Raw genomic sequence first — 20,631 nt, 5'->3', positions numbered from 1 at the left:
GCTCTCCCACCGAAGGCCAAGCCGCAGGAACGCGGTGCATTTTTCCCGAAGCGGCCCTCTCCAAACATTTAACTTGAATATTCCTGAATAGAGAGCATCTAGCTCAATTGCGCGACGCCAGCGCGGGCAAAACCCTGATCCACTTCCGGGCGGCGACCCGGCCTTTCAGGAGCCTGCCCGGCCATGATGCTGGTGCCCTGCTACCTCGCCGCCTCCGAAATCGAAGGCCTCGGCGTTTACGCCCGTGAATCAATCAAGCGCGGACAGCTCATCTGGCGCTTCGACCCGCGCATCGACCGGATGATCTCGCTCGACAGCTTTTCCGATGCCGATGAGCGCCTGTCGGATTTCCTGAAGCGCTACACCTACATCCCGCCCTACGACACCTCCGTCTGCATCCTGGACGGCGATGAAGGGCGCTACATGAACCATAGCGAGACGCCGAATACCGACTTCTCCGGCATTGATGCTGGCTATGCCCTGATGGACATCCCGGAGGGTGTCGAGCTGACCTGCGACTATCGCGAATTCGACACCACGGCGCATGTGATGATGGCCTCGATCAGCCCGCTCGGCCGCCAGCTGCCTGCCGACATGATCGCACCATCAAACACGAATGGCGCAGGCCCGCTCCAGACCCGCATCCGCCTTTCCTAAAGGCCCGTTGCTGCGATCACATAGAGCTCGATCAGGATACCAACGAGCGAGACGGCCCAGATCAGGGTGCGGACGGTTGGAATGCCGAGAAGGTAGGCCGGCGCATAGGCGAGGCGTGCCCAGAAGAACAGCGCTGCGCCGGTCTTGCTGAGATCGGAGTTCAGGCCGCTCATCTCAATGATGAGGATGGCAAAGCCGAACAGGGCGAGCCCTTCCATATGGTTCTGCACGGTCCGCTTGGCCCGGCCGGCAAAAAGATCGTCCTTGGCGGGCACGTCGCGCGGGCCGAGACCCCATCGCAATCCGTTGGCAAGAACGGTTGTTACCGACTGCACGAACAGGACAACCAGCAGGATCACGACCGATCCGAACAGGTACATCATTTCCTGAGAGATCATAACTGGCTCTGTCGACGACATGGCGAAAGCCCTCCCCTTATTTGTCGTAACGCAGGATAGTCTTTCGCAGCCGCCTTTCCAGAACTTTCAGAAAGAGCCGTAAATTCAATCCATTGCTTCGACGCGCATATAGATGCCCTCGCGATCGCCGACGCGGCGCTCGACCAGCAGGCGGGCAACCTGATGGTCGTCGGCAAAGGCATTGCCCGTCACGCTGTCGAGCAGCGCCTTGGCGAGATTGTCCAGATCCATCCAGGGCGGATCGCCGGTATATTCCATGACGATGTGGACGGCATAGTCGCCATAGCCCGGGCGCAGCGGGGTGAAGTCCTTGCGGAAGAACTCCTTCAGCTGCGGCTTGTAGTATTTCGCCTGCGTCGTCAGGCCGAAACAGCGCACCTCCAGCGCGCCATCCTCAGTGATGCGCGCGCGAACCTTGCCGTTCTTGATCCAGCCGTCCAAATCCGCCTCAGGCCTTGTCCGTCAGGTCGCGTTCGCGGATACGGGCGTCCACGGCTTCCTTGGACTGCTTGAGGCCGAGGCCGGTGGCCCCTCGCATGATGCGGATCGCCTCGATTTTCCTGCGCGCATCGATCGCCGCGTCGATCTGCATCTTCTGGTTTGCTGTCAGCGATCGGGTGGCCCGGGCGATGTCGGCCTGCTCCTGCGCCCTGTCCGGCGCAGGCCCGCCCGAAGCTTTGCCGAACCAGTAGGCGACCAGCGCCACGGCGGCGAGCGTGATCAGGACCGGCGTCTGCGCGATGGTTTCGAAATAGACGTCCATCCTGTCATCCTAGCGCAAGGCGCGTTGTGCCGGAACCTCCCGCGCCGTTCAGGCCTGGTCGATCCACCCGGCCAGCTGCTGCTTGACCAGCGTTTCCAGCAAGTCGATCGCCCGCTCGCTGTCATTCAGGCACGGCACGACCGAATAGTGCGTCCCGCCAGCCTCCATGAACTGGTCGCGGCCTTCCATGGCGATCTCTTCGAGCGTTTCCAGGCAGTCCGAAATGAAGGCCGGGGAGACCACGACGAGTTTCTTCACGCCCTCTTCCGGCAGCGCTTCCAGCGTCTTGTCGGTATAGGGCTGGAGCCAGGCCTGCGGGCCGAACCGGCTCTGGAAGGTTGTCATCGCGAACCCGTCTTCCCAGCCAAGCGCCTCGGCGACCAGGCGCGTCGTCTTCTGGCAATGGCAATGATACGGGTCGCCCTTGTCGAAATAGGATTTCGGGATGCCATGATAGCTCATCAGCACCCGGTCTGGCGTAAAGTCGAGCCCGTCCAGATGATCCTTGATCGAGCTTGCCAGCGCCTTGATGTAAGCCGGATGGTCATGGAATGCGTCGGCTGTCCGCAGGGCCGGCTGCCAGCGCAGTTTCTTCAAGGCATCGAAGGTGCGGTCATAGACACTGGCCGTCGTCGTGGCCGAGTATTGCGGATAGAGCGCCAGCACCATGATCCGCGTACAGCCCTCGCGCACCAGCCGGTCGACCTTGGAGGCGATGGAGGGATTGCCGTAATTCATGGCGAAGTCGACAAGCAGCTGCTCGCTGCCGATCCGCTCGGCAAGCTTCTTCGCCTGAGCGCGGGTATAGACCAGCAGCGGCGAGCCATCCTCCATCCAGATCTTCTTGTAGGCTGCACCCGATTTGGATGGGCGAAAGGTCAGGATCGGGCCTTGCAGGATCGGCTGCCAGAGAAGCGGGTTGAGTTCGATCACGCGGCGGTCGGACAGGAATTCCGACAGGTAGCGGCGCATCGACGCGTAGTCGGTCCCATCCGGCGTGCCGAGATTGACGAGGAGCACGCCCGTCTTGCCTCCGGATACGGCCGGGTGACCATTCGGGGCATGAACGGGCACGCTTCCGCCCATATTGTCGCTCGCGTCCGGCATAGTATCTGTCATCCTGTCGGCTGGTTCCGCCCAATAGATAGAGCGTGCGGGCACGAGACAAGGGAGAAGGGCTGCGGCTCTTGCACATGGCGGCGAATTGCTGCGACAAGCGGAAGCCAGCAAACCCCGGAGGCGGTATGTATCCTTTGCGCGCAGCAGCGCTCACACTTGCCATGGCAGCCTGGCTCGGTGCCTGCGGGCCGTCCGGTGACATCACGGGCTACGAGACGGGCGACACCGTCATGGAGACCTGCGCCGAGGCCGATCTCGCCTTTGCCCCGGACAGCGCGATGCTAACCGAAGAGGCCGAACAGGCCCTGTTCAGCGTGGTCGACCGGATCGGGACCGATTGCGATGGCGCGAGCCTCGAGATCATCGCCTTTGCGCAGCAGGCCGGGGACCAGACCGCCTATGCCCGCACCTCGACGGTCGAGCACGCCATTGTCAGCAATTACGACATTTACGACAGCCGCATCGCCAAGGAAACGCGCGAAGCGCCGAACCTGGCGCTTGCCGACCATGTCCGCGTACTGGTCCGGGTGGAAGTGCCGGTCGTCGACGAATAGGCGCCCGCGCAAAGGCCGCATTTGCGCCGTCCTGCCCGCATGCTAAAGCGCGCACAACAAACGAATTCTACCGAACATGAAGGAGCCGACCAATGGGCATTTTTGGCGACAAGGAGCCGAAGCCTCGCATTGAAACCGACACGATGGGCGAGATCGAGGTCGCGGGCGACAAGTATTGGGGTGCGCAGGCTGAGCGCTCGCTCGGCAACTTCAAGATCGGCTGGGAAAAGCAGCCCGAGCCCGTCGTCCGCGCGCTCGGCATCGTCAAGAAGGCCGCCGCCCAGGCGAACATGGAACTCGGCAAGCTCGACCCGAAGCTTGGCGAAGCGATCATCCAGGCCGCCGAGGAAGTTATCGAAGGCAAGCTGACCGACCACTTCCCGCTGGTGGTCTGGCAGACGGGCTCGGGCACCCAGTCGAACATGAACGCCAATGAGGTGATCTCCAATCGCGCCATCGAGATCCTCGGCGGCGAGCTTGGCACCAAGAAGCCGGTGCACCCGAACGATCACTGCAACATGTCGCAAAGCTCGAACGATACGTTCCCGACCGCGATGCACATTGCCTGCGCCGAAGAGGTCACCCACCGGCTGGTCCCGGCCCTGAAGAAGCTGCATGGCGCGCTCGACCAGAAGGCGAAGGCATGGGCCGACATCATCAAGATCGGCCGCACCCACACCCAGGACGCAACGCCGGTCACGCTCGGCCAGGAATTCTCCGGCTATGCCCAGCAGCTCGCCAATGGCATCGAGCGGATCGAACTGACCCTGCCGAAGCTGATGGAGCTGGCCCAGGGCGGCACGGCGGTCGGCACGGGCCTCGCCTCGCCGGTCGGCTTCGACGACCTGGTGGCGAAGAAGATTGCCGCGATCACGGGCCTCGATTTCAAGACCGCGCCGAACAAGTTCGAGGCGCTGGCCGCCCATGACGCCATGGTCTTCACGCATGGCGCCATCGCGACGGTCGCCATGTCCTGCTTCAAGATCGCGAACGATATCCGTTTCCTCGGCTCCGGCCCGCGCTCCGGCCTTGGAGAGCTGGCCCTGCCGGAAAACGAGCCGGGCAGCTCGATCATGCCGGGCAAGGTCAACCCGACCCAGTGCGAGGCGCTCACCCAGGTCTGCGCCCACATCCACGGCAACAATGCCGCCATCGGCTTCGCTGGCAGCCAGGGCCATTTCGAGCTCAACGTCTTCAACCCGATGATGGCCTACAATTTCCTGCAGTCGGTCCGCCTGCTCGCAGACGCTGCCGTCAGCTTCACCGACAATTGCGTCACCGGCATCGAGCCGCGTCTCGACAATATCGAGCGAGGCCTCAAGAACTCACTGATGCTGGTCACGCCGCTGAAGGAAAAGTACGGCTATGACCGCGCCGCCAAGATCGCCAAGACCGCCCACAAGAACGGCACAACGCTGAAGGAAGAAGCCATCAAGGACGGCATCCCCGAAGAGGATTTCGACGCGATTGTCGACCCGTCGAAGATGATCTCGCCGGGGTGATTGAAGGCGGCTGATGGAGACGCTCGCAGCTTTTGCCAAGAAATGGTCTGGCAGAGCTGCTGTCAGCTGCTGGCTGGGCGATATCGGCGCCGTAGGCTCGTCAGAGCGTGTGGTGGAAATCGCCCGCAGGGCTGGCTATTCGCCGCAGTCCGTTGAGGATTTCTTCCAGATCAGCCGCCGGACAGCCGCGCGCGTTCTGGCCTATGTGCAGAAGGAGTCGCTGGCCTATGGTGAGCGCCGCTACCGCGAAGGCCTTGCCCGCGAAATGGATGCCATGCTCGGCGAGCTGGGACCGGACGCGCAGTTCTGGTCCAATTCGCGCCACCGCGATTTCGAGGCGGACACGCCTGCCTTCACGCCCGATAATGCCTGGATGTGGATCGGGCTAACGGACTCCACATTCGATACCGGCATCATCGCCTTCAATGAAACAACCGGCTTCATCTTCTGGATCGAGGAGGAGGATTAGCCGTCCCTTGAACCTCAGTCCTGCTGATCGTCCGCGAAAATTTTTTGGGTTGCCCATGCGTCACCGCACCGCCTAAACGCTTCACCAGTGAAACAAAAGCGGAGGACACGCCATGAGCAATGATTTCAGCAATCTCTTTTCGGTGAAGGGCAAGACAGTCGTCATCACCGGCGGGTCGCGCGGCATCGGGGAGATGCTTGCGGCAGGCTATCTCGCCAATGGGGCCAAGGTGATCATCTCGTCGCGAAAGGAGAAGGCCTGCGAGGAAACCGTCGAGCGCCTGAAGGGCCAGTATGGCGGCGAGATCTATGCCATCCCCTCCGATGTCGGCCAGATGGTCGGCATCCAGCACCTGGCCGACGAGATCGCCAAGCGCGAGGACAAGGTCGATGTCCTGATCAACAATGCAGGCGTCGCCTGGGGCGCGACGCTGGAAGAGTTCCCGGAAAGCGGCTGGGACAAGGTGATGGACGTCAACGTCAAGGGCATCTTCTTCCTCTTCCAGAAGCTGATCCCGCTGCTGCGCAAATCCGCTTCCGCCGAAGATCCGGCCCGCGTGATCAACATCGCCTCGATCGACGGCATGCACACCTCGCCCTTCAGCGGTTATGCCTATGGCACGTCCAAGGCGGCGGTGATCCACCTCACCCGCTTCATGGCGGCCCAGCATGTCGGCGAGCATATCCTCGTCAACGGCATTGCGCCCGGTCCCTTCCCGACCTGGATGCTGTCGACCGGGGTCGGCTTTGGCGGCAAGACCGAAGGCGTCGACTGGGATTCCGTCGCAGAGCGCAATCCCTCGGGACGCGTGGGCACACCGCAGGATATTGCCGGCCTTGCCATGTTCCTGTCGTCCCGTGCCGGCGCCTACATTTCCGGCCACACCATTCCGTGTGACGGCGGCATCGTCGCCTCTAGCTAGGCGGCAACGGAAAGAAAATTCAGTCATTTTGGCGGTCCTCGTGTTGCACCGCAGCATGAAGACCGCCATAGCGGCTTCAATCAATTATCCTCTCAGCAGACTGAAGCCCTCCCCGTGACAAGCAAATCCTCATTCGCTGCTTTTGCAGATCGCCTTGGCGCGCAGAATTTTTCGCAGGCGAACCTCGCCAAGTTCACGCCCGGCCGGATCAAGACCGAGCTGCTGGCAGGCCTCACCGTGGCGCTGGCGCTCGTGCCGGAAGCGGTGGCCTTTGCCTTCGTGGCTGGCGTGCACCCGCTTGTCGGGCTCTATGCGGCCTTCATTGTCGGGCTGATCACGGCGGCCATCGGCGGACGGCCCGGCATGATCTCGGGGGCAACCGGCGCGCTGGCCGTCGTCATGGTGTCGCTGGTCGCCCAGCATGGCGTGGAATACCTGTTCGCAACGGTCGTTCTGATGGGCATTCTCCAGCTGGGCGCGGGCATCTTCAAGCTCGGCAAGTTCATCCGGCTGGTGCCGCATCCGGTGATGCTCGGTTTCGTGAATGGCCTCGCCATCGTGATCTTCCTCGCCCAGCTCAGCCAGTTCCAGGTGCCCGGCACGGCCGAAGCCTCCGGCCATGGCATGGCGGGAGGCGAATGGATGACGGGCCTGCCGCTTATCCTGATGCTCGGCCTCGTCGCGCTGACCATGGCGATCATCTGGGGCATGCCGAAGCTCACCAAAGCCGTACCCGCTCCGCTGGCCGGCATCGCGATCGTGGCCGGCATCGTCATCGCCTTCGGCCTCGAAGTGCCACGCGTTGGTGACCTGGCGTCCATCGAGGGCGGATTGCCGGCCTTCCATATTCCGATGGTGCCGCTCAATCTCGAAACGCTGGAAATCATCTTCCCCTACGCGCTGATCCTGGCCGCCATCGGCCTCATCGAAAGCCTTCTGACGCTGAACCTGGTCGGTGAGATGACAAACAGGCGCGGCGGCGCGAGCCAGGAATGCATCGCGCAGGGCACCGCCAATCTCGTAACGGGCTTCTTCGGCGGCATGGGCGGCTGCGCGATGATCGGCCAGTCGATGATCAATGTGAAATCGGGCGGGCGCACACGCCTGTCCGGCCTGTCGGCGGCGCTCTTCCTGCTTGCCTTCATCATGGTCGGCTCCAGCCTCATCGAGCAGATTCCGCTGGCGGCGCTGGTCGGGGTCATGTTCATGGTCGTGATCGGCACCTTCGCATGGAACAGCCTGCGCATCATGACGCGTATCCCGCTGACCGATGCGCTCGTCATCGTTCTGGTGACCGGCGTGACGGTCGCCTACGACCTCGCCACCGCCGTCGTCGTCGGCGTGATCGTCTCGGCGCTCGCCTATGCCTGGAACAATGCGCGGCGCATCCGCATCATCGAGCGCGACTCTATCCGCACGCCCGGCGCGCATGTCTACGAGATCGAGGGCCCGCTCTTCTTCGGCTCGACCGACGGCTTTGCCGAGCTGTTCCACCCGGAGACTGACCCGGACATTGTCATCGTCGACTTCATGCGCTCACGCGTGGTCGACCAGTCGGCCCTGCAGGCCATCGAGGACCTGGCCGCGAAATATGAAGCGCTCGGCAAGACGCTGCGCCTGCGTCACCTCTCGCGCGACTGTCACAAGCTGCTCAACCGGGCCGGCCAGCTCATGGTCGATAGCGACGATGACCCGGACTATGGCCTCGCCGTGGATTATTCGGTCCGCACCGGCGCTTTCGGCAGCGGGCACTAAGTGATCCCCCTCAGGTGACGCCGCGCGCGAGTCTATCTAGGCTTTCCGTCAGCAAACATCCTGATTCGAAAGGCTGACCCCCATGTCCAAGGCGCCCATCGGCTCGAAAGCCAATCCGTCCGAATTCGACGTCATCGAGAAACTGGCAGAAGACGAACCATACTTCGTGATCCGCGCGCATGACCCGCTCTCCTCCGCTCTGGTCGAGCTGCATGCCTATATCGGCGCCGGACAGGCCGGTGCTGCGCACAACAAGCTGGCCGAGATCATGGCGCTGACATCGGCCCGTGCCCCGCGGCCGGCCTCCAGCCCGAAATACCGTGAGACCTTCGCCATCTCGCTCGCCATGGAGCAGTGGCGCGACACGCATGAGGACTGAGGGTCCAGCGTGAGCGACCAGCCGATCAATCTCAACAAGGCCCGCAAGGCAAAAGCCAAAGCCCGCAAGGAGCAGCAGGCCGTCGAGAACCGGGCCAAATTCGGCCGCACCAAGGCGGAGCGGCAGGCCGAGACGGCGCGTCTGGAAAAGCTGCGCAAGGAAATAGACGCGGCGAAGCGGGAAACCTGATCGGGTCTGCCGCGTTCAACTCCTGATCATGACCGGCGCCAACGCGCACCGGTCCTGCCCAGGAGGACAATCGACATGACCAGGATTGCTGTCCGCGCCGGTATCGTCACAGCCTGTTTTTTCGCGGCCGCCTGTGCCGGCTATGCGATGGCTGTGACCGGGCTCAGCGGCTAGGCCGCCCGAACGACTAGCTGCCGGCCTCGTCGTCGGCCGGGGCGCCGTCCAACTCGCCCTCCGGCAGCTCGCCCCCCGGCAGGCTCTCGCCGCCCGGCACAGGCTGCCAGCCACGGTCGGGCTCGGTCAGCCGGTCGATGAGCTGCAGGCCGGTGCGGTAGTAGGACATGCGCGACAGCGCCTTGCGGAACGGTTCGTCCGGCTGGCCCGTACCGGATATCGCAGCCGACTGCTCGGCCGCCTCGGCATACATGCCGTGAGCCGCGACAAAGTCGCCCCGCGCCTCAAGACAGGCGCCGAGATTGTGCGAAACGGCCGGCGAGTCGGGATACTCAGCCTTCATGTCCTCCCAGACATAACAGGAGAAATCCGGTGATTTCGGCCCGGCCTTCACCGCCTGCTCGAAGCGCGGATCGGCCCGCACGACCGGATCGATCGCTTCTTCGACGAACACGGCGCGCCGTGTCGTATTGCTGGGCGCGATATCGCCGCGCACTTCGTAAATCGTGTCGGCCAGCGCATCAAGGACCATGCCGCGAGGCGGCGACACACCGCCCAGCAGGCCGTAGAGATACCCGCCACCGCCAGCATGGCTGCCGCGCCGTCCGTGCCAGTAGCCTTCATCGCAGCTCTCATTCGACGCGTCGCCAAAATAGGTTTCCTGGAACAGGATCTGCCCGGTGCCATACTCGATCAGACGCGGAGTGACGGAGACCTGCAGGTCCTCGCGAAGGCAGATTTCCTCGACCTCCGCACGATGTTCGCAGTCGAACAGCCCGTCCCACTCGACGCATTTCGTGACCCATTGGGAGTATTCCTCGGCGCGATAATCGACAATGTCGATGCGCCCTTCATAGATCCCGGCCCGCTGGCCATCGGGGACATAGCCATCACTATAACGCGCCATGCGGAACCAGGGCTTGCCGTCAAAGGTCGCGCTGGCCAGCATTTCCTCGAAGCGTCCGGCATACCAGTTTCCGCCCGGTCCATCGAAGCGGCCGACATCCACCGTGCGCGTCTCGACAGCAGCGGTGTTCGGCGGGACGACGCGCGCGGCGTAATCGATCCCCGGCGTCGAACAGGCCGCAAGGCCAGCCAGTGCCAGAAGCCCCGTAATGCGAATCATAAGCGTCCTCCCGGAAACCTGCATGGATGACAGGGAGTTTAGGAACACTCAAGTGAATGCGTACTGAACACCTCGCGCGGGTTTTGGTCATTGAACCGGCGCGGGCTTTGACCCAGATACTTGCCTGGTGAAATAAATCTCTGGAGGGATCCGATGTCCGCTGCTGCCCCGCTCTTCGAACCGTTCAAGCTGAAAGGCCTTGAGCTGCCCAACCGCATCGTCATGGCGCCGATGACGCGCGGGTTCAGCCCGAACGGCATTCCGACCGACGATGTCGCCGCTTACTACGCCCGGCGGGCGGGCGCCGATGTCGGCCTGATCCTGTCGGAAGGCACGCTCATCCCGCGCAAGGGCGCTTCCGACAATCCGAACTATCCCCTCTTCCATACCGATGCCGCGCTGGCTGGCTGGAAGAAGGTCATCGATGCGGTGCATGACGAAGGCGGCAAGATGGGCCCGCAGATCTGGCACCAGGGCATGATGCGCAAGGCCGGCACCGGGCACTATCCCGACGCCCCGACCGACAGCCCGTCCGGCGTGACCCACAAGGGCAAGCAGATCTTCGAAGAGCCGTCCGAAGAAGATGTCGCCGATATGGTCTCGGCCTATGCCGCGGCTGCGGCCAGCGCAAAGGACCTCGGCTTCGACACGGTCGAGATCCACGGCGCGCATGGCTATCTGATCGACGAATTCTTCTGGGACGTGATGAACAAGCGCGAGGACAAGTATGGCGGCAGCCTCGTCGACCGCGCGACCTTTGCCGGCGAGATCATCTCCGAAGTGAAGAAGGCCGTGGGGCCCGACATGCCGGTCATCCTGCGCTTCTCGCAGTGGAAGCAACAGGACTACAGCGCGAAGCTCGCGCAGACGCCGCAGGAATTCGAAGCCTTCCTCAAGGTCTTTGTCGATGCCGGTGTCGACATGCTGCACGCCAGCCAGCGCCGCTTCTGGGAAGCCGAATTCCCTGAGGTCGATGGCGAGAACGGCCTCAACTGCGCGGGCTGGGCCAAGAAGCTCACCGGCCTGCCGACGATCACGGTCGGCTCAGTTGGCCTGTCGGGTGAGTTCATCGGCGGCATGCGCGGCGAAGCCTCCAAGACCCGCCCGCTCACCGATGTCATCGAGCGTCTCGAGAAGGGCGAGTTCGATCTCGTCGCCGTCGGCCGCGCCCTGCTGCAGGACCCGTTCTGGGCGCAGAAGGTCAAGGAAGGGCGCACCGACGAGCTGGAAGGCTACGACGCAAAGGCCATGGCAACGCTTTACTAGGGCCTTGCTTGACGGGCGGCGGCAATCATGTGCTCACTCCGCATTCCATTTTGGGGGGAGTGATCATGAAACGCATCTTTGCCGTCGCCGTCATCGGCCTTGCCGTCGCCTGCAGCGCGCCAGCCTCGACAGACGAGACCGCTGAAACACCGCAGCCACCGGCTGGGTCCGAAATGAACGCCGCCGAAGCGCCAGACGCGCCGACCTCTCCGGTCAACCTTGTCATGGGCGTCTATAATGCGTTCGAATATGGCGACATCGAAGGCGTGACGGCGAACTTCGCCCCTGGCATCGTCTGGAACGAGGCCGAAAACAGCCCCTATGCCGACCAGAACCCGTATGAAGGCGCCGACGAGATCGTAAATGGTGTCTTCGCCCGGCTTGGCGGCGAATGGGACTACTTCTCTGCCACGCCGAGCGAATACATCGCGGATGGCGACAAGGTCGCCGCGATTGGCCGCTACAGGGCGAAGCATACGGCCACGGGCAAGGAGATGGACATTCCCTTCGTCCATGTCTGGACCGTCGAAGACGGCGCGATCACAGCGTTCCAGCAATACACCGACACGCTGACCCACACTGAAGTGATGAAGGCGGACTAGACTGTTCTCATTTTCCCCGTGACTGCCGCTGCGGCACGGGGATCATCCTCCCGGAAAACAGCCATGGGAGGCCAGCTTGTCCTACGAACAGATTCGCGTCGAGAAGCAGAATTCTGTCTGCGTCATCACCCTCAACCGGCCCGAAAAGCTGAATGCCTGGACACCGTACATGAGCCGCGAGCTCGGTCAGGCCATCACGGCCGCAAATGAGGATGACGACATCGGCGCCATCGTCATGACCGGTGAAGGCCGCGGTTTCTGCGCCGGCGCCGACATGGGTTACTTCCAGAACAATATCGACGCCTCCGATAACAAGGCGCACAAGCGCGATGGCGGGATCGACTGGATCAGCCTGATCCGTTCATCAAAGCCCTGTATCGCCGCCGTTAACGGCCCAGCCTTCGGCATCGGCGTGACCCAGATCCTGCCCTTCGACATGATCGTCGCCTCCAGGGACGCGAAGTTCGGCTTCGTTTTCGTGAAGGTCGGCATCGTGCCGGAGCTCGCCAGTTCGCATTACCTGATGCAGCGCGTCGGCTGGGGCACGGCGCATGAGCTGATGCTGACGGCCCGGCCCGTTTCAGGCGAGGAGGCGGTGCGGATAAAGCTCGCTGATCGCCTGGCAGAGCCCGACACGCTGCTGGCCGATGCGGTGGAACTCGCAACCCAAATCGCCGAGAACCCGTCGCCCATGCTGCGCATGACGAAGGAATTGCTCACCGCCAATGCTTGCGAGACCGATCATCGGAAGATGCAGCAACGCGAGCATGAAAAGCTCGAACTCTGCTACACCTTGCCCGAACACAAGGAAGCGGTCTCGGCCTTCATCGAGAAACGCAAGCCCAACTTCAAGGCGGCCCGTCACAAGGCGCAGGCACGGATCGACTAGAGAAGGTCCGGGTCGGTAATCACTTCAACGAGGCTCGGGCCATCATGCGCCAGGGCGTCGGCGAGATGCCGCTCGAGATCCTCGCGCGTCTTCGCGATATGCCCCATGCCGCCGCAGGCGCGCGCGAAACCCGCAAAGGGTGGATTGACGAGCCCCGTCTGCCAGACCGGGAACTCACCGGCACGCTGCTCTTTCGAGATCTTGCCGAGCTCGGAATTGTTCATCAGCACGTGGGTGATGTTCATCCCGTATTTGACCGCGGTGGTGAATTCCATGGCGTACTGGCCGAAGCCGCCATCGCCGCTCACCGAGATGACCTTGCGCCCTTTGAAGGCATCGCGGTCCTGTGTGGCCGCCCAGGCCCCCATCGCCGCCGGGAAACCGAAACCGATCGATCCGAGATAGCCTGACATCAGGATGCGCTGCTCGCCGGTCGGCTCGAAATAGCGCCCGAACGAATAGGTGTTGTTTCCGACATCGACCGCGATGATCGCATTCGTCGGCGCAAGCCGCGTCAGCGCATCGAACAATGCCGCTGCTGGCAGACCCCGGCCATTGTCCTCGGCAACGCGCGTGGTTTTCTCTTGGCGCCACATCGCCCACCGCTCCCCAATCTCACCTCGCTGATCGGTCCCGGCGACTTGCAGGCTTTCGAGCGCGTCCTTCAGCTGCGTGGCCGCCACGCCAACATCGCCCAAGACCGGCAGGGTCACGGGGTGGCGCTTGGCGAGCATCATCGGATCGCGGTCAATCTGGATGATAGGCTTGGAGGGCTCGATGCCCGTATGGTCGGAGAAGGACGCGCCGAGCACGATCAGCAGGTCTGCCTCGTTCATGAACCAGCTCGCGATCGGCGTGCCGGACCGGCCCATCACGCCGGCAGCCAGCGGATGCGCGTCCGCGATCAGTCCCTTGGCCTTGAAGGTAGTGGCAACCGGCGCATTCAGCGCTTCGGCAAGGCCGGTCGCCGCCGCCACGCCGTCGCGCGCGCCATAGCCGAGAATGATCATCGGGCGCCGCGCGCTGGCAATCATCTCGGCGGCGGCCTTGAGATCTTCTTCAGGCGGCGCAACCGCCCGGTTCGCCATCCGCCCCTTCGGACCCTGCGCCTTCTGGGCATCGGTTGCCGGCAAGGTCTGCGTATTGTCTGGCAGGACGAGGTGGCCGACACCCTGTTCGAGGATCGCTGTCTTGATGGCGCCGGTCATGAGCTGCGCATGGGCCGAGCCGGGGTGAACCGTCTGCGAATAGGCCGCGACCGCCTGGAAAGCGGCTTCAAGGTCGATATCCTGGAAAGCGTGGACGCCGATCACCTGCTCCTGGACCTGGCCTGTCAGAGCCAGCGCTGGCGCACTGTCGACCTTCGCGTCCCACATGCCGGTCAGCAGGTTCGTTGCGCCCGGTCCGGCAATGGTGAAGGCCGCGGCCGGAATGCCGGTCAGCTTGCCATAGGCGGAAGCTGCAAACGCGGCAGCCCCTTCATGCCGGATGCCATAATAATTGAGCTTGCCCGCTTCGACCTGGACGCGCATCGCATCGGCGAAGCCGAGATTGGAATGACCGACCATGCCGAACACGCTGGTCACGCCCCAGTTCACCATGGTCTCGACCATCACATCGGAGACGGTGCGCGGGCGCTCTGGTGCGGGCGGCAGGCCGGCATAGACGCCATCCTCGCGCATCTCGACCGGAAAGGTCTCCTGCCCTGAATCTGCGTGCCCACCGGGCGGCTTGCCGGTCAGCGGATCGAAATCCCAGCCATGCCAGGGGCAGCGCAGCCAGCATTTGCCGTCGACGCCCTTTTCGATGGAGCCTTCTCCGAGCGGCCCGCCCTGGTGCGGGCAGTGATTGTCCATGGCGGCGTACTGCCCGTCGAAATGGACAATGGCCAGGGACCGCCCGGCGGCAGAGGCCGATTTGACCCGGGCCTCGGCCAGCTCATCAAGTTCGGCAACCTTGTGCCAGTCCAGTGTCTCGCCGCTCATCCCGCCACCCTTGCTTCGCCAATGTGCGAAGGAAGATAGACCATCGGATGAGACGCGCCAGATTTATCGCCTTCCGGCACCGGAATAACATCTATCGCACTCGCACAGCGCCCTGCCCTGACCTTCCCCGCGAGCGGGGAGGCGGCGCAGGTAAACATGGCGCATCCTTCTCTTTCCCCCTCTGGGGAGTGTCGGGGTGGGGCCTCTAAGCTTTTTCGTAGGCCGCTTTCAGCCAGGCTTTCACCTCGTCGTCGACCTCTTCCACGGCGAGCAGCTTCATCTTGTGAGTGCACATGGAGCCGGGTTTTTCTTCCGCCAGCCTCAGCGTGCCGGCCTCACCCTTGAGATTGAGGCCCAGATCGACCCGCGACTTCGTCGCTGGGGTCACCACCGCGAAGTTCTTCGACCGGCGGAAGGCGACCGATGTCTTCTTCGGCGAGATCTCGACATCATCGCCGAGGCTCTTCGCATAGGCCTCCAGCGCATCGTAGATCGGTTTCAGCTGTTCCTTGCCCTCGTACTGGCCCGCCAGCATGTCGCCTTCGTCGGCCTCGAAGCGGCCCTTGGCGGCCTGGCAAACCATGTTGGCATGGCCGTGACCGAAGCCGTGCTCCTCTTTCAGAAACCTGACCTGCTCACCATGCTTTTCGAGCCCGCTCGACTGGACAACCTTGACCCAGTGCGACAGCGGCTTGCCGGTCTTTGCCTCCATGCCGGCAATGTGGCTTGCGAGTATCTCTTCCTGTGTCTTCGCCATATCCTGTCCTCCCTATTCGCGCCCAAGCGGCCAGTTTTCGATCCGGCATTTTTTCGGCGTCATCATTCCCATGAGCGGCCCGAGCGTCATCACCATGCGGCCAGAGAAGCCCGGCTTCCCGGTCTCGACAAGTGTCTTGAGATTGGAGGTGATGAAGGTCCCGCCCTGCGCCATGGACTTTTCGGTCTTCGAGCCGGCTGGCACGCCCGTTGTGATGAGCGAGAATTCGACGCCTTCGGGCGTTTCCTTAAGGTCGTAGGTGACCGTGCAATATTCATCGTCCCACTGGGTGAACTTGAAGGTATGGGCATAGCGATGCGGCGGGGAAAACTCGGTCACCTCGCCGACAACGCTCGCAAACTTCCGGTTCGGGGTAACCATGCGCATGCGCTTGCCAGCAGCGAGTTGGCCGTCTTCAACCTCGCACACCGCGCCGAAGAAGAAGGGCAGCACATCGTCCGTCTTCACCAGCGTGTTCCACACCGTCTCGATCGGCGCCTTGATCAGCACCTTGTAGACCTGCCTGTCCCCGGCCGCGCCTGCAGCCTTTTCCTGCTCACTCATTGTCATCGTCCCCCTGGTCTTGCCGGACCGCTGCTTCGGCCATGGCCTTGATGGATGTGAGCCGCCCGGCGAACGGCTCGCTATAGGCGTCCAGCCACCGGTCCTGGATCATCCGGATGGGGACGGCATTGAGATAGAGATGACGCGTTCGGCCCTTCTTCTCGCTGGTGACGAGCCCGGCCTGCTCCAGCACGGAGAGGTGGTTCATCACCGCGATGCGGCTGACATCGAATTCCTGCGCCAGCGCGCCGACAGAGCAGCCGGGCTTGGCCTTCAGGATATCCAGCATCTTCCGCCGGCTCTCATGCGAGAGCGCCTGGAAGACCGCCGACATGTCATCATCTGTAAACATGTAATTACATATTTACATATTTGGATGTGAGTCAAGCCGCTTATTGGAAATAGGCGCGCTCAATTGGATTGATCGGCGGTCGTGCGCCCTAACCCGCAGGCGGCAGGGTCAGATTGTGCTTGCCCATGATCACCTCGTTACGGAAGGTGGTGCACTCGGCCGCTGACGGCGCTTCGCCGAGATAGCCCTGCGACTGCCGCTCGATTTCGTCCATCATGGTCTCGAACTGGTTGGCCCGCTGCAGGGCATTCATGGCGATCTGGCCGGTCATGCCCTGGACCATGATCTCCGCGGGATTGGTCGATATCGGTTTCTCAAATGCCGACAGGTCGTATTCGGGCGGTTCGTTCTGGGCGATCTCGCGCAGCGGGCCCGTCTTGCCGAAATTGGTGTTGCGATAGGTCTCGCTGGCTTTCAGGTAATGCGCCGAGGGCCCGACATTTGCGCAGTGCCGCAGCGTACGCACGACCATGTCATAGCGGCGCAGCTCGGCCAGGGCTGAGAAGCCCGGCGCGGTCGCAGCGACCCTTTCAGGGGCGGGTGCCGGCGCACTCACAACAGCGGCAGCGGGCTGCTCGGCGATCACGACCGGCTTGTCTGCCCCGCCCATTGGCATCACGCCAAGCGCCAGTCCGGCGGCGATCCCGGCGACAGGCAGGACTGCCACGGCAGCCCAGAACCAGGCGCCGCTGCGCTGCCTTGCCTGCGAGCTCTTCACAAGCGCTTCGCGATCAAACCCTTCCATGACGGCGTCTCCGGCTGGCTATCAGATCCATGCCCTTATCGCCGATCAATCCTGTAATCCGGTTAAACCCGGGGGTGAATTTGCGACAAGATCCGCTGCAGGCCGCCCGGACAGAAGCAACCACCGTGCGCAGTCTGCCCCTGCCAAGGCGGCAGACTCCTGCTATATGTTCGCCATGAGTTCTTCTGCGAATCGCCGCCCGTCCATCTCGGAAATGGCCGCTGCCCGCGCGCCGGTGCCTGATACCAATGCGGCCTATCTGGACGGCCTCAACCCCGAACAGCGCGAAGCGGTCGAGACGACCGATGGGCCGCTGCTCGTGCTGGCTGGCGCCGGGACGGGCAAGACGCGCGTTCTGACGACGCGGCTTGCCCACATCATCGCAACGAAACTCGCCTGGCCGAGCCAGACCCTGACCGTCACCTTTACCAACAAGGCTGCCCGCGAGATGCGCGAACGCGCGCTGCAGCTGATCGGCGATGCGGGCGAGGGGCTGCGCTGGCTTGGCACCTTCCACTCGATCAGTGCGCAGATCCTGCGCCGCCACGCCGAGCTGGCCGGCCTCAAATCCACCTTCACCATCCTCGACAGCGATGACGCCATCCGCCTCTGCAAGCAGGTGATCGAGGCCGAGAATATCGACACCAAGCGCTGGACGCCGCGCCACCTCGCCAATCTCATCGATGGCTGGAAGAACCGCGCGCTGACGCCCGGCAAGGTGCCGCAGGACGAGGCGTGGAACTTCGCCGACGGCAAGGCGATCAAGCTCTATGAGATTTACCAGTCGCGCCTGAAGGTTCTGAACGCCTGCGACTTCGGGGACCTCTTGATCCACAACATCACCATCTTCCAGGAAAACCCGGACCTGCTGGCCGACTATCACGCCAAGTTCAAATATATCCTCGTCGACGAGTATCAGGACACGAACGTCGCCCAGTATCTCTGGCTGCGCCTCCTGGCGCGCGGCACCGGTAATATCTGCTGCGTCGGCGATGACGACCAGTCGATCTATGGCTGGCGCGGGGCAGAGGTGGACAACATCCTGCGCTTCGAGAAGGATTTTCCGGGCGCCAAGGTCATCCGGCTGGAGCGCAATTACCGCTCCACCGCGCACATCCTTGCCGCCGCCTCATCGGTCATCGCGCAGAACAAGGGCCGGCTCGGCAAGACGCTGTACGTTGGCGAGGAAACGGGCAGCGACCCGGATGCCGACCGGGTCAAGGTGCGCGGCCTCTGGGACGGCGAGGCCGAAGCGCGCCTCATCTGCGACGATATCGAATCCTATGTCGGCAAGGGCGGCGCATATGAGGACTGCGCCATCCTGGTGCGGGCCTCCTGGCAGATGCGCCTCTTCGAGGAACGCCTCATCATGCTGGGCATCCCGTACCGCGTGATCGGCGGCCCGCGCTTCTTCGAGCGCGCCGAGATCCGCGATGCGCTGGCCTATCTGCGCCTCATCCGCTCGCCTGACGATGACCTCGCCTTCGAGCGGGTTGTGAACCAGCCCAAGCGCGGGGTGGGCGCTTCCTCCATCCAGAAGCTGCAGGTGTTTGCGCGCGAGGATGGCCGCTCGCTCTTCACGCTGACGCCGATGGTGCTGCAGACTGACGAGATCAAGGGCCCGGCCAAGCGCGGCCTGACCACCTTCATCGACCAGATCAACATGTGGCGCGACCGGCTCAATAACGGCATGCCGCATCATGAGCTGGCGCAGGTCATCCTGGATGAGTCCGGCTATACCGACATGCTGCAGAAGGACCGCAGCCCGCAATCGCAGACCCGTCTCGACAACCTCAAGGAATTCATCCACGCGCTCGGCCAGTTCGACAGCCTCGCCGGCTTTCTCGAACATGTGGAGCTTGTCATGGATGTCGGCGGGCAGAGCTCGGGCAATGAGGTGCAGATCCTGACGCTGCACGCGGCCAAGGGGCTCGAATGGCCGATGGTCTTCCTGCCCGGCTGGGAGGAGGAAGTCTTCCCATCCCGCCGCTCGCTCGACGAGAGCGGGATGAAGGGCCTCGAGGAGGAGCGCCGGCTGGCCTATGTCGGCATTACCCGCGCGCGGGAGAAATGTTCGATCAGCTTCGTCGCCAACCGGATGATTTTCGGGCGCTGGCAGTCAGTGCTGCCGTCGCGCTTCGTCGACGAGCTGCCGCATGACCATGTCGAGGCGGTCAGCGAGACCGGCTATTCCACCATGCCCGGCGGCGAGACCGGTTTCCAGGGCACGATCGAGGACCTTGGCGAGCGCAGTTCCTACAACTCCCCCGGCTGGCGGCGCCTGAAGGAAAACGCGAAATCCGCCGGCAAGTCCGCCCCCATCATCGACGGCAAGGCGGAACTGCTCGCCACCTCATCCGGCAAGTCAGGCTTCAAGATCGGCCAGCGCGTCCACCATGAGAAATTCGGCTACGGCCAGGTGCTGGCGGCGGACGGGACAAAGCTGCAGGTCAACTTCGAGAAGGCCGGCCTGAAGAAGGTCATCTCGACCTTTGTGACGGGGGTTTAGGGCGTTACAGCTCTTCCATAGTATCGCGAGCCGCAAGCGGTAGAATCTTTTTTACCCTTCCATCAACGCTATCCAGCGTCTGATAGCGTACAGCAACTAGCGAGGCTTCGTCATTCCCCATCCAACGGCGTCTCGCGTATCGGTTGAAACTGCTCAGCAATGCCGCAACGCTTCGACCATCAATTCCGGTAGGAAGCTGAAAGGGAATTGTCCGACCTTCCTCGGCATCAAACAGCCGACCGTACCCGGTATTTGAGTTTAACGATGCAACGCTGAACGAGCGGACCCGAACTTCATCATTCCTGACAGTGTCAGATACATATCGCTTGGTCTCTGAATTAAACGTGACAGAGTTACCGTCGCCGACAATGTTGATGACCTGTGCTCCTGCTCCGATCGTCCTGTGGGATTGCTTCACCGAAGGCTCCACAGCGTCAACCAGCGCAGCCAAATCGCCGGCGTTCAGACGCCCCTCTGCTTCCAGCTGTTGTATTCTATCAGAGCCACCCTGCCCAACCGCTCGTTTAGCGATGGTCTTCACAAAATCTGTCAATAGATTCGCAGTTATGCCTATAGCAACGCCAGCACTAGTTGCGACGAGGGGATCGTAGAGCAATTCATAGATTGACTGAAAACTACCCCTTCGCTGCGCCACCAAATTCAGTTGGAATGGGACTTCTTCAAAACGCCGTCTGCGAACTCTTCCCTCGAACAGATAGTTTGTAGGTATCAGAATCGTTTTGGCGATCCCTGTCAGGCTGTCACCAGCCTCGTACGCTGGCAGCTTATGTTCAGTCGCCAAGTCGCCTTCAAACTCAACCAGAAACTCAACTCGGGCCAATCGCTATCCCTCCCGTCCCTGCTTTCACGAGAAGCTGATACACTATTTTCTATTATTGATTGTTAATCCAACGCCGTTGTTTGAGAACTATCC

The 20,631-nt window shown here is 62.5% G+C and carries 23 protein-coding genes; 12 read left to right on the top strand and 11 right to left on the bottom strand.

Annotated elements, in window-relative coordinates; genetic code table 11:
- Positions 1-183 precede the first annotated feature (183 nt).
- Positions 184-657 (top strand): SET domain-containing protein, encoded by a 474-nt coding sequence (locus D1223_RS01310; RefSeq protein ID WP_119374602.1) that lies wholly within the window; start codon positions 184-186, stop codon positions 655-657.
- Here D1223_RS01310 and D1223_RS01305 read toward each other — a convergent pair.
- The 4 genes from D1223_RS01305 to hemH all read right to left on the bottom strand — a co-directional run bounded on the left by D1223_RS01305 (position 654) and on the right by hemH (position 2,958).
- Entirely contained in the window at positions 654-1,076 is a 423-nt protein-coding gene (locus D1223_RS01305) for an MAPEG family protein (RefSeq protein ID WP_119374601.1), read from the bottom strand. The genes D1223_RS01310 and D1223_RS01305 overlap by 4 nt on opposite strands.
- Before the next feature lie 84 nt (positions 1,077-1,160).
- Positions 1,161-1,517, bottom strand: a complete 357-nt coding sequence (locus D1223_RS01300; RefSeq protein WP_119374600.1) for a RusA family crossover junction endodeoxyribonuclease — start codon at positions 1,515-1,517, stop codon at positions 1,161-1,163.
- A gap of 7 nt (positions 1,518-1,524) precedes the next feature.
- On the bottom strand, positions 1,525-1,839 hold the full coding sequence (locus D1223_RS01295; RefSeq protein ID WP_119374599.1) for a ribosomal L7/L12 family protein: 315 nt from the start codon (positions 1,837-1,839) through the stop codon (positions 1,525-1,527).
- 48 nt (positions 1,840-1,887) lie between these two features.
- Positions 1,888-2,958, bottom strand: coding sequence for a ferrochelatase (gene hemH, locus D1223_RS01290; protein WP_233352993.1), 1,071 nt, complete (start codon positions 2,956-2,958; stop codon positions 1,888-1,890).
- Between the two features lie 125 nt (positions 2,959-3,083).
- Here hemH and D1223_RS01285 point away from each other — a divergent pair, with 125 nt between their 5' ends.
- The 7 genes from D1223_RS01285 to D1223_RS01255 all read left to right on the top strand — a co-directional run bounded on the left by D1223_RS01285 (position 3,084) and on the right by D1223_RS01255 (position 8,728).
- Complete coding sequence (locus tag D1223_RS01285) at positions 3,084-3,512, top strand: hypothetical protein (protein ID WP_119374598.1); 429 nt, start codon at positions 3,084-3,086, stop codon at positions 3,510-3,512.
- Positions 3,513-3,604: 92 nt separating this feature from the next.
- Positions 3,605-5,014: a class II fumarate hydratase gene (gene fumC, locus D1223_RS01280; protein WP_119374597.1), complete on the top strand. Its 1,410-nt coding sequence runs from the start codon at positions 3,605-3,607 to the stop codon at positions 5,012-5,014.
- A gap of 13 nt (positions 5,015-5,027) precedes the next feature.
- A complete protein-coding gene (locus tag D1223_RS01275) occupies positions 5,028-5,483 on the top strand; it encodes a hypothetical protein (protein ID WP_119374596.1) in 456 nt (151 codons plus the stop codon).
- A gap of 112 nt (positions 5,484-5,595) precedes the next feature.
- Positions 5,596-6,405: an SDR family oxidoreductase gene (locus tag D1223_RS01270; protein ID WP_119374595.1), complete on the top strand. Its 810-nt coding sequence runs from the start codon at positions 5,596-5,598 to the stop codon at positions 6,403-6,405.
- Positions 6,406-6,519: 114 nt separating this feature from the next.
- Entirely contained in the window at positions 6,520-8,160 is a 1,641-nt protein-coding gene (locus tag D1223_RS01265) for a SulP family inorganic anion transporter (protein ID WP_119374594.1), read from the top strand.
- 82 nt (positions 8,161-8,242) lie between these two features.
- On the top strand, positions 8,243-8,539 hold the full coding sequence (locus tag D1223_RS01260) for an aspartate decarboxylase (protein WP_119374593.1): 297 nt from the start codon (positions 8,243-8,245) through the stop codon (positions 8,537-8,539).
- Positions 8,540-8,548: 9 nt separating this feature from the next.
- Complete coding sequence (locus D1223_RS01255) at positions 8,549-8,728, top strand: DUF4169 family protein (protein WP_119374592.1); 180 nt, start codon at positions 8,549-8,551, stop codon at positions 8,726-8,728.
- 187 nt (positions 8,729-8,915) lie between these two features.
- Here the strand turns inward: D1223_RS01255 and D1223_RS01250 are convergent, their stop codons facing one another.
- Positions 8,916-10,028, bottom strand: a complete 1,113-nt coding sequence (locus D1223_RS01250; RefSeq protein WP_119374591.1) for a hypothetical protein — start codon at positions 10,026-10,028, stop codon at positions 8,916-8,918.
- A gap of 153 nt (positions 10,029-10,181) precedes the next feature.
- On the opposite strand from D1223_RS01250, the gene D1223_RS01245 reads away from it, so the two are divergent.
- The 3 genes from D1223_RS01245 (at position 10,182) to D1223_RS01235 (ending at position 12,785) form a co-directional block, all read left to right on the top strand.
- The gene (locus D1223_RS01245) at positions 10,182-11,294 is read left to right on the top strand and encodes an NADH:flavin oxidoreductase (RefSeq protein ID WP_119374590.1); all 1,113 of its coding nucleotides are present in this window, start codon (positions 10,182-10,184) and stop codon (positions 11,292-11,294) included.
- Between the two features lie 65 nt (positions 11,295-11,359).
- Positions 11,360-11,896, top strand: coding sequence for a nuclear transport factor 2 family protein (locus tag D1223_RS01240; RefSeq protein ID WP_119374589.1), 537 nt, complete (start codon positions 11,360-11,362; stop codon positions 11,894-11,896).
- A gap of 76 nt (positions 11,897-11,972) precedes the next feature.
- Positions 11,973-12,785, top strand: coding sequence for an enoyl-CoA hydratase/isomerase family protein (locus tag D1223_RS01235; protein WP_119374588.1), 813 nt, complete (start codon positions 11,973-11,975; stop codon positions 12,783-12,785).
- Here the strand turns inward: D1223_RS01235 and D1223_RS01230 are convergent.
- The 5 genes from D1223_RS01230 to D1223_RS01210 all read right to left on the bottom strand — a co-directional run bounded on the left by D1223_RS01230 (position 12,782) and on the right by D1223_RS01210 (position 17,188).
- Positions 12,782-14,770: a thiamine pyrophosphate-dependent enzyme gene (locus D1223_RS01230; protein WP_119374587.1), complete on the bottom strand. Its 1,989-nt coding sequence runs from the start codon at positions 14,768-14,770 to the stop codon at positions 12,782-12,784. The two genes, D1223_RS01235 and D1223_RS01230, sit on opposite strands and share 4 nt — an antisense overlap.
- Before the next feature lie 205 nt (positions 14,771-14,975).
- The gene (locus tag D1223_RS01225) at positions 14,976-15,527 is read right to left on the bottom strand and encodes a DUF4287 domain-containing protein (protein ID WP_199288180.1); all 552 of its coding nucleotides are present in this window, start codon (positions 15,525-15,527) and stop codon (positions 14,976-14,978) included.
- Positions 15,528-15,539: 12 nt separating this feature from the next.
- Positions 15,540-16,091 (bottom strand): SRPBCC domain-containing protein, encoded by a 552-nt coding sequence (locus tag D1223_RS01220; protein ID WP_158588358.1) that lies wholly within the window; start codon positions 16,089-16,091, stop codon positions 15,540-15,542.
- Positions 16,084-16,443: an ArsR/SmtB family transcription factor gene (locus tag D1223_RS01215; RefSeq protein WP_119374585.1), complete on the bottom strand. Its 360-nt coding sequence runs from the start codon at positions 16,441-16,443 to the stop codon at positions 16,084-16,086. The genes D1223_RS01220 and D1223_RS01215 overlap by 8 nt, the downstream gene beginning before the upstream one ends.
- 88 nt (positions 16,444-16,531) lie before the next feature.
- Positions 16,532-17,188, bottom strand: coding sequence for a hypothetical protein (locus D1223_RS01210; RefSeq protein ID WP_119374584.1), 657 nt, complete (start codon positions 17,186-17,188; stop codon positions 16,532-16,534).
- Between the two features lie 166 nt (positions 17,189-17,354).
- Here D1223_RS01210 and D1223_RS01205 point away from each other — a divergent pair, with 166 nt between their 5' ends.
- Entirely contained in the window at positions 17,355-19,697 is a 2,343-nt protein-coding gene (locus tag D1223_RS01205) for a UvrD-helicase domain-containing protein (RefSeq protein ID WP_119374583.1), read from the top strand.
- Between the two features lie 4 nt (positions 19,698-19,701).
- On the opposite strand, the gene D1223_RS01200 is transcribed toward D1223_RS01205, so the two are convergent.
- Positions 19,702-20,538, bottom strand: a complete 837-nt coding sequence (locus D1223_RS01200) for a DUF7946 domain-containing protein (protein WP_119374582.1) — start codon at positions 20,536-20,538, stop codon at positions 19,702-19,704.
- Positions 20,539-20,631: the final 93 nt, after the last annotated feature.

This window comes from Henriciella mobilis, from assembly GCF_003576285.1.
GTDB classification, from domain to species: domain Bacteria; phylum Pseudomonadota; class Alphaproteobacteria; order Caulobacterales; family Hyphomonadaceae; genus Henriciella; species Henriciella mobilis.
Note: the sequence above shows the minus strand (reverse complement) of the source record. Positions and strands in the feature narration are given on the sequence as shown.

Coding starts and splice junctions, on each gene's coding strand:
- D1223_RS01270 (WP_119374595.1), top strand. CDS start 5,596: ATGAGCAATGATTTCAGCAATCTCTTTTCGGTGAAGGGCAAGACAGTC.
- D1223_RS01305 (WP_119374601.1), bottom strand. CDS start 1,076: ATGTCGTCGACAGAGCCAGTTATGATCTCTCAGGAAATGATGTACCTG.
- D1223_RS01225 (WP_199288180.1), bottom strand. CDS start 15,527: ATGGCGAAGACACAGGAAGAGATACTCGCAAGCCACATTGCCGGCATG.
- D1223_RS01260 (WP_119374593.1), top strand. CDS start 8,243: ATGTCCAAGGCGCCCATCGGCTCGAAAGCCAATCCGTCCGAATTCGAC.
- D1223_RS01285 (WP_119374598.1), top strand. CDS start 3,084: ATGTATCCTTTGCGCGCAGCAGCGCTCACACTTGCCATGGCAGCCTGG.
- D1223_RS01240 (WP_119374589.1), top strand. CDS start 11,360: ATGAAACGCATCTTTGCCGTCGCCGTCATCGGCCTTGCCGTCGCCTGC.
- D1223_RS01310 (WP_119374602.1), top strand. CDS start 184: ATGATGCTGGTGCCCTGCTACCTCGCCGCCTCCGAAATCGAAGGCCTC.
- D1223_RS01250 (WP_119374591.1), bottom strand. CDS start 10,028: ATGATTCGCATTACGGGGCTTCTGGCACTGGCTGGCCTTGCGGCCTGT.
- D1223_RS01220 (WP_158588358.1), bottom strand. CDS start 16,091: ATGAGTGAGCAGGAAAAGGCTGCAGGCGCGGCCGGGGACAGGCAGGTC.
- fumC (WP_119374597.1), top strand. CDS start 3,605: ATGGGCATTTTTGGCGACAAGGAGCCGAAGCCTCGCATTGAAACCGAC.
- D1223_RS01295 (WP_119374599.1), bottom strand. CDS start 1,839: ATGGACGTCTATTTCGAAACCATCGCGCAGACGCCGGTCCTGATCACG.
- D1223_RS01205 (WP_119374583.1), top strand. CDS start 17,355: ATGTTCGCCATGAGTTCTTCTGCGAATCGCCGCCCGTCCATCTCGGAA.
- D1223_RS01215 (WP_119374585.1), bottom strand. CDS start 16,443: ATGTTTACAGATGATGACATGTCGGCGGTCTTCCAGGCGCTCTCGCAT.
- D1223_RS01210 (WP_119374584.1), bottom strand. CDS start 17,188: ATGGAAGGGTTTGATCGCGAAGCGCTTGTGAAGAGCTCGCAGGCAAGG.
- D1223_RS01275 (WP_119374596.1), top strand. CDS start 5,028: ATGGAGACGCTCGCAGCTTTTGCCAAGAAATGGTCTGGCAGAGCTGCT.
- D1223_RS01245 (WP_119374590.1), top strand. CDS start 10,182: ATGTCCGCTGCTGCCCCGCTCTTCGAACCGTTCAAGCTGAAAGGCCTT.
- hemH (WP_233352993.1), bottom strand. CDS start 2,958: ATGACAGATACTATGCCGGACGCGAGCGACAATATGGGCGGAAGCGTG.
- D1223_RS01230 (WP_119374587.1), bottom strand. CDS start 14,770: ATGAGCGGCGAGACACTGGACTGGCACAAGGTTGCCGAACTTGATGAG.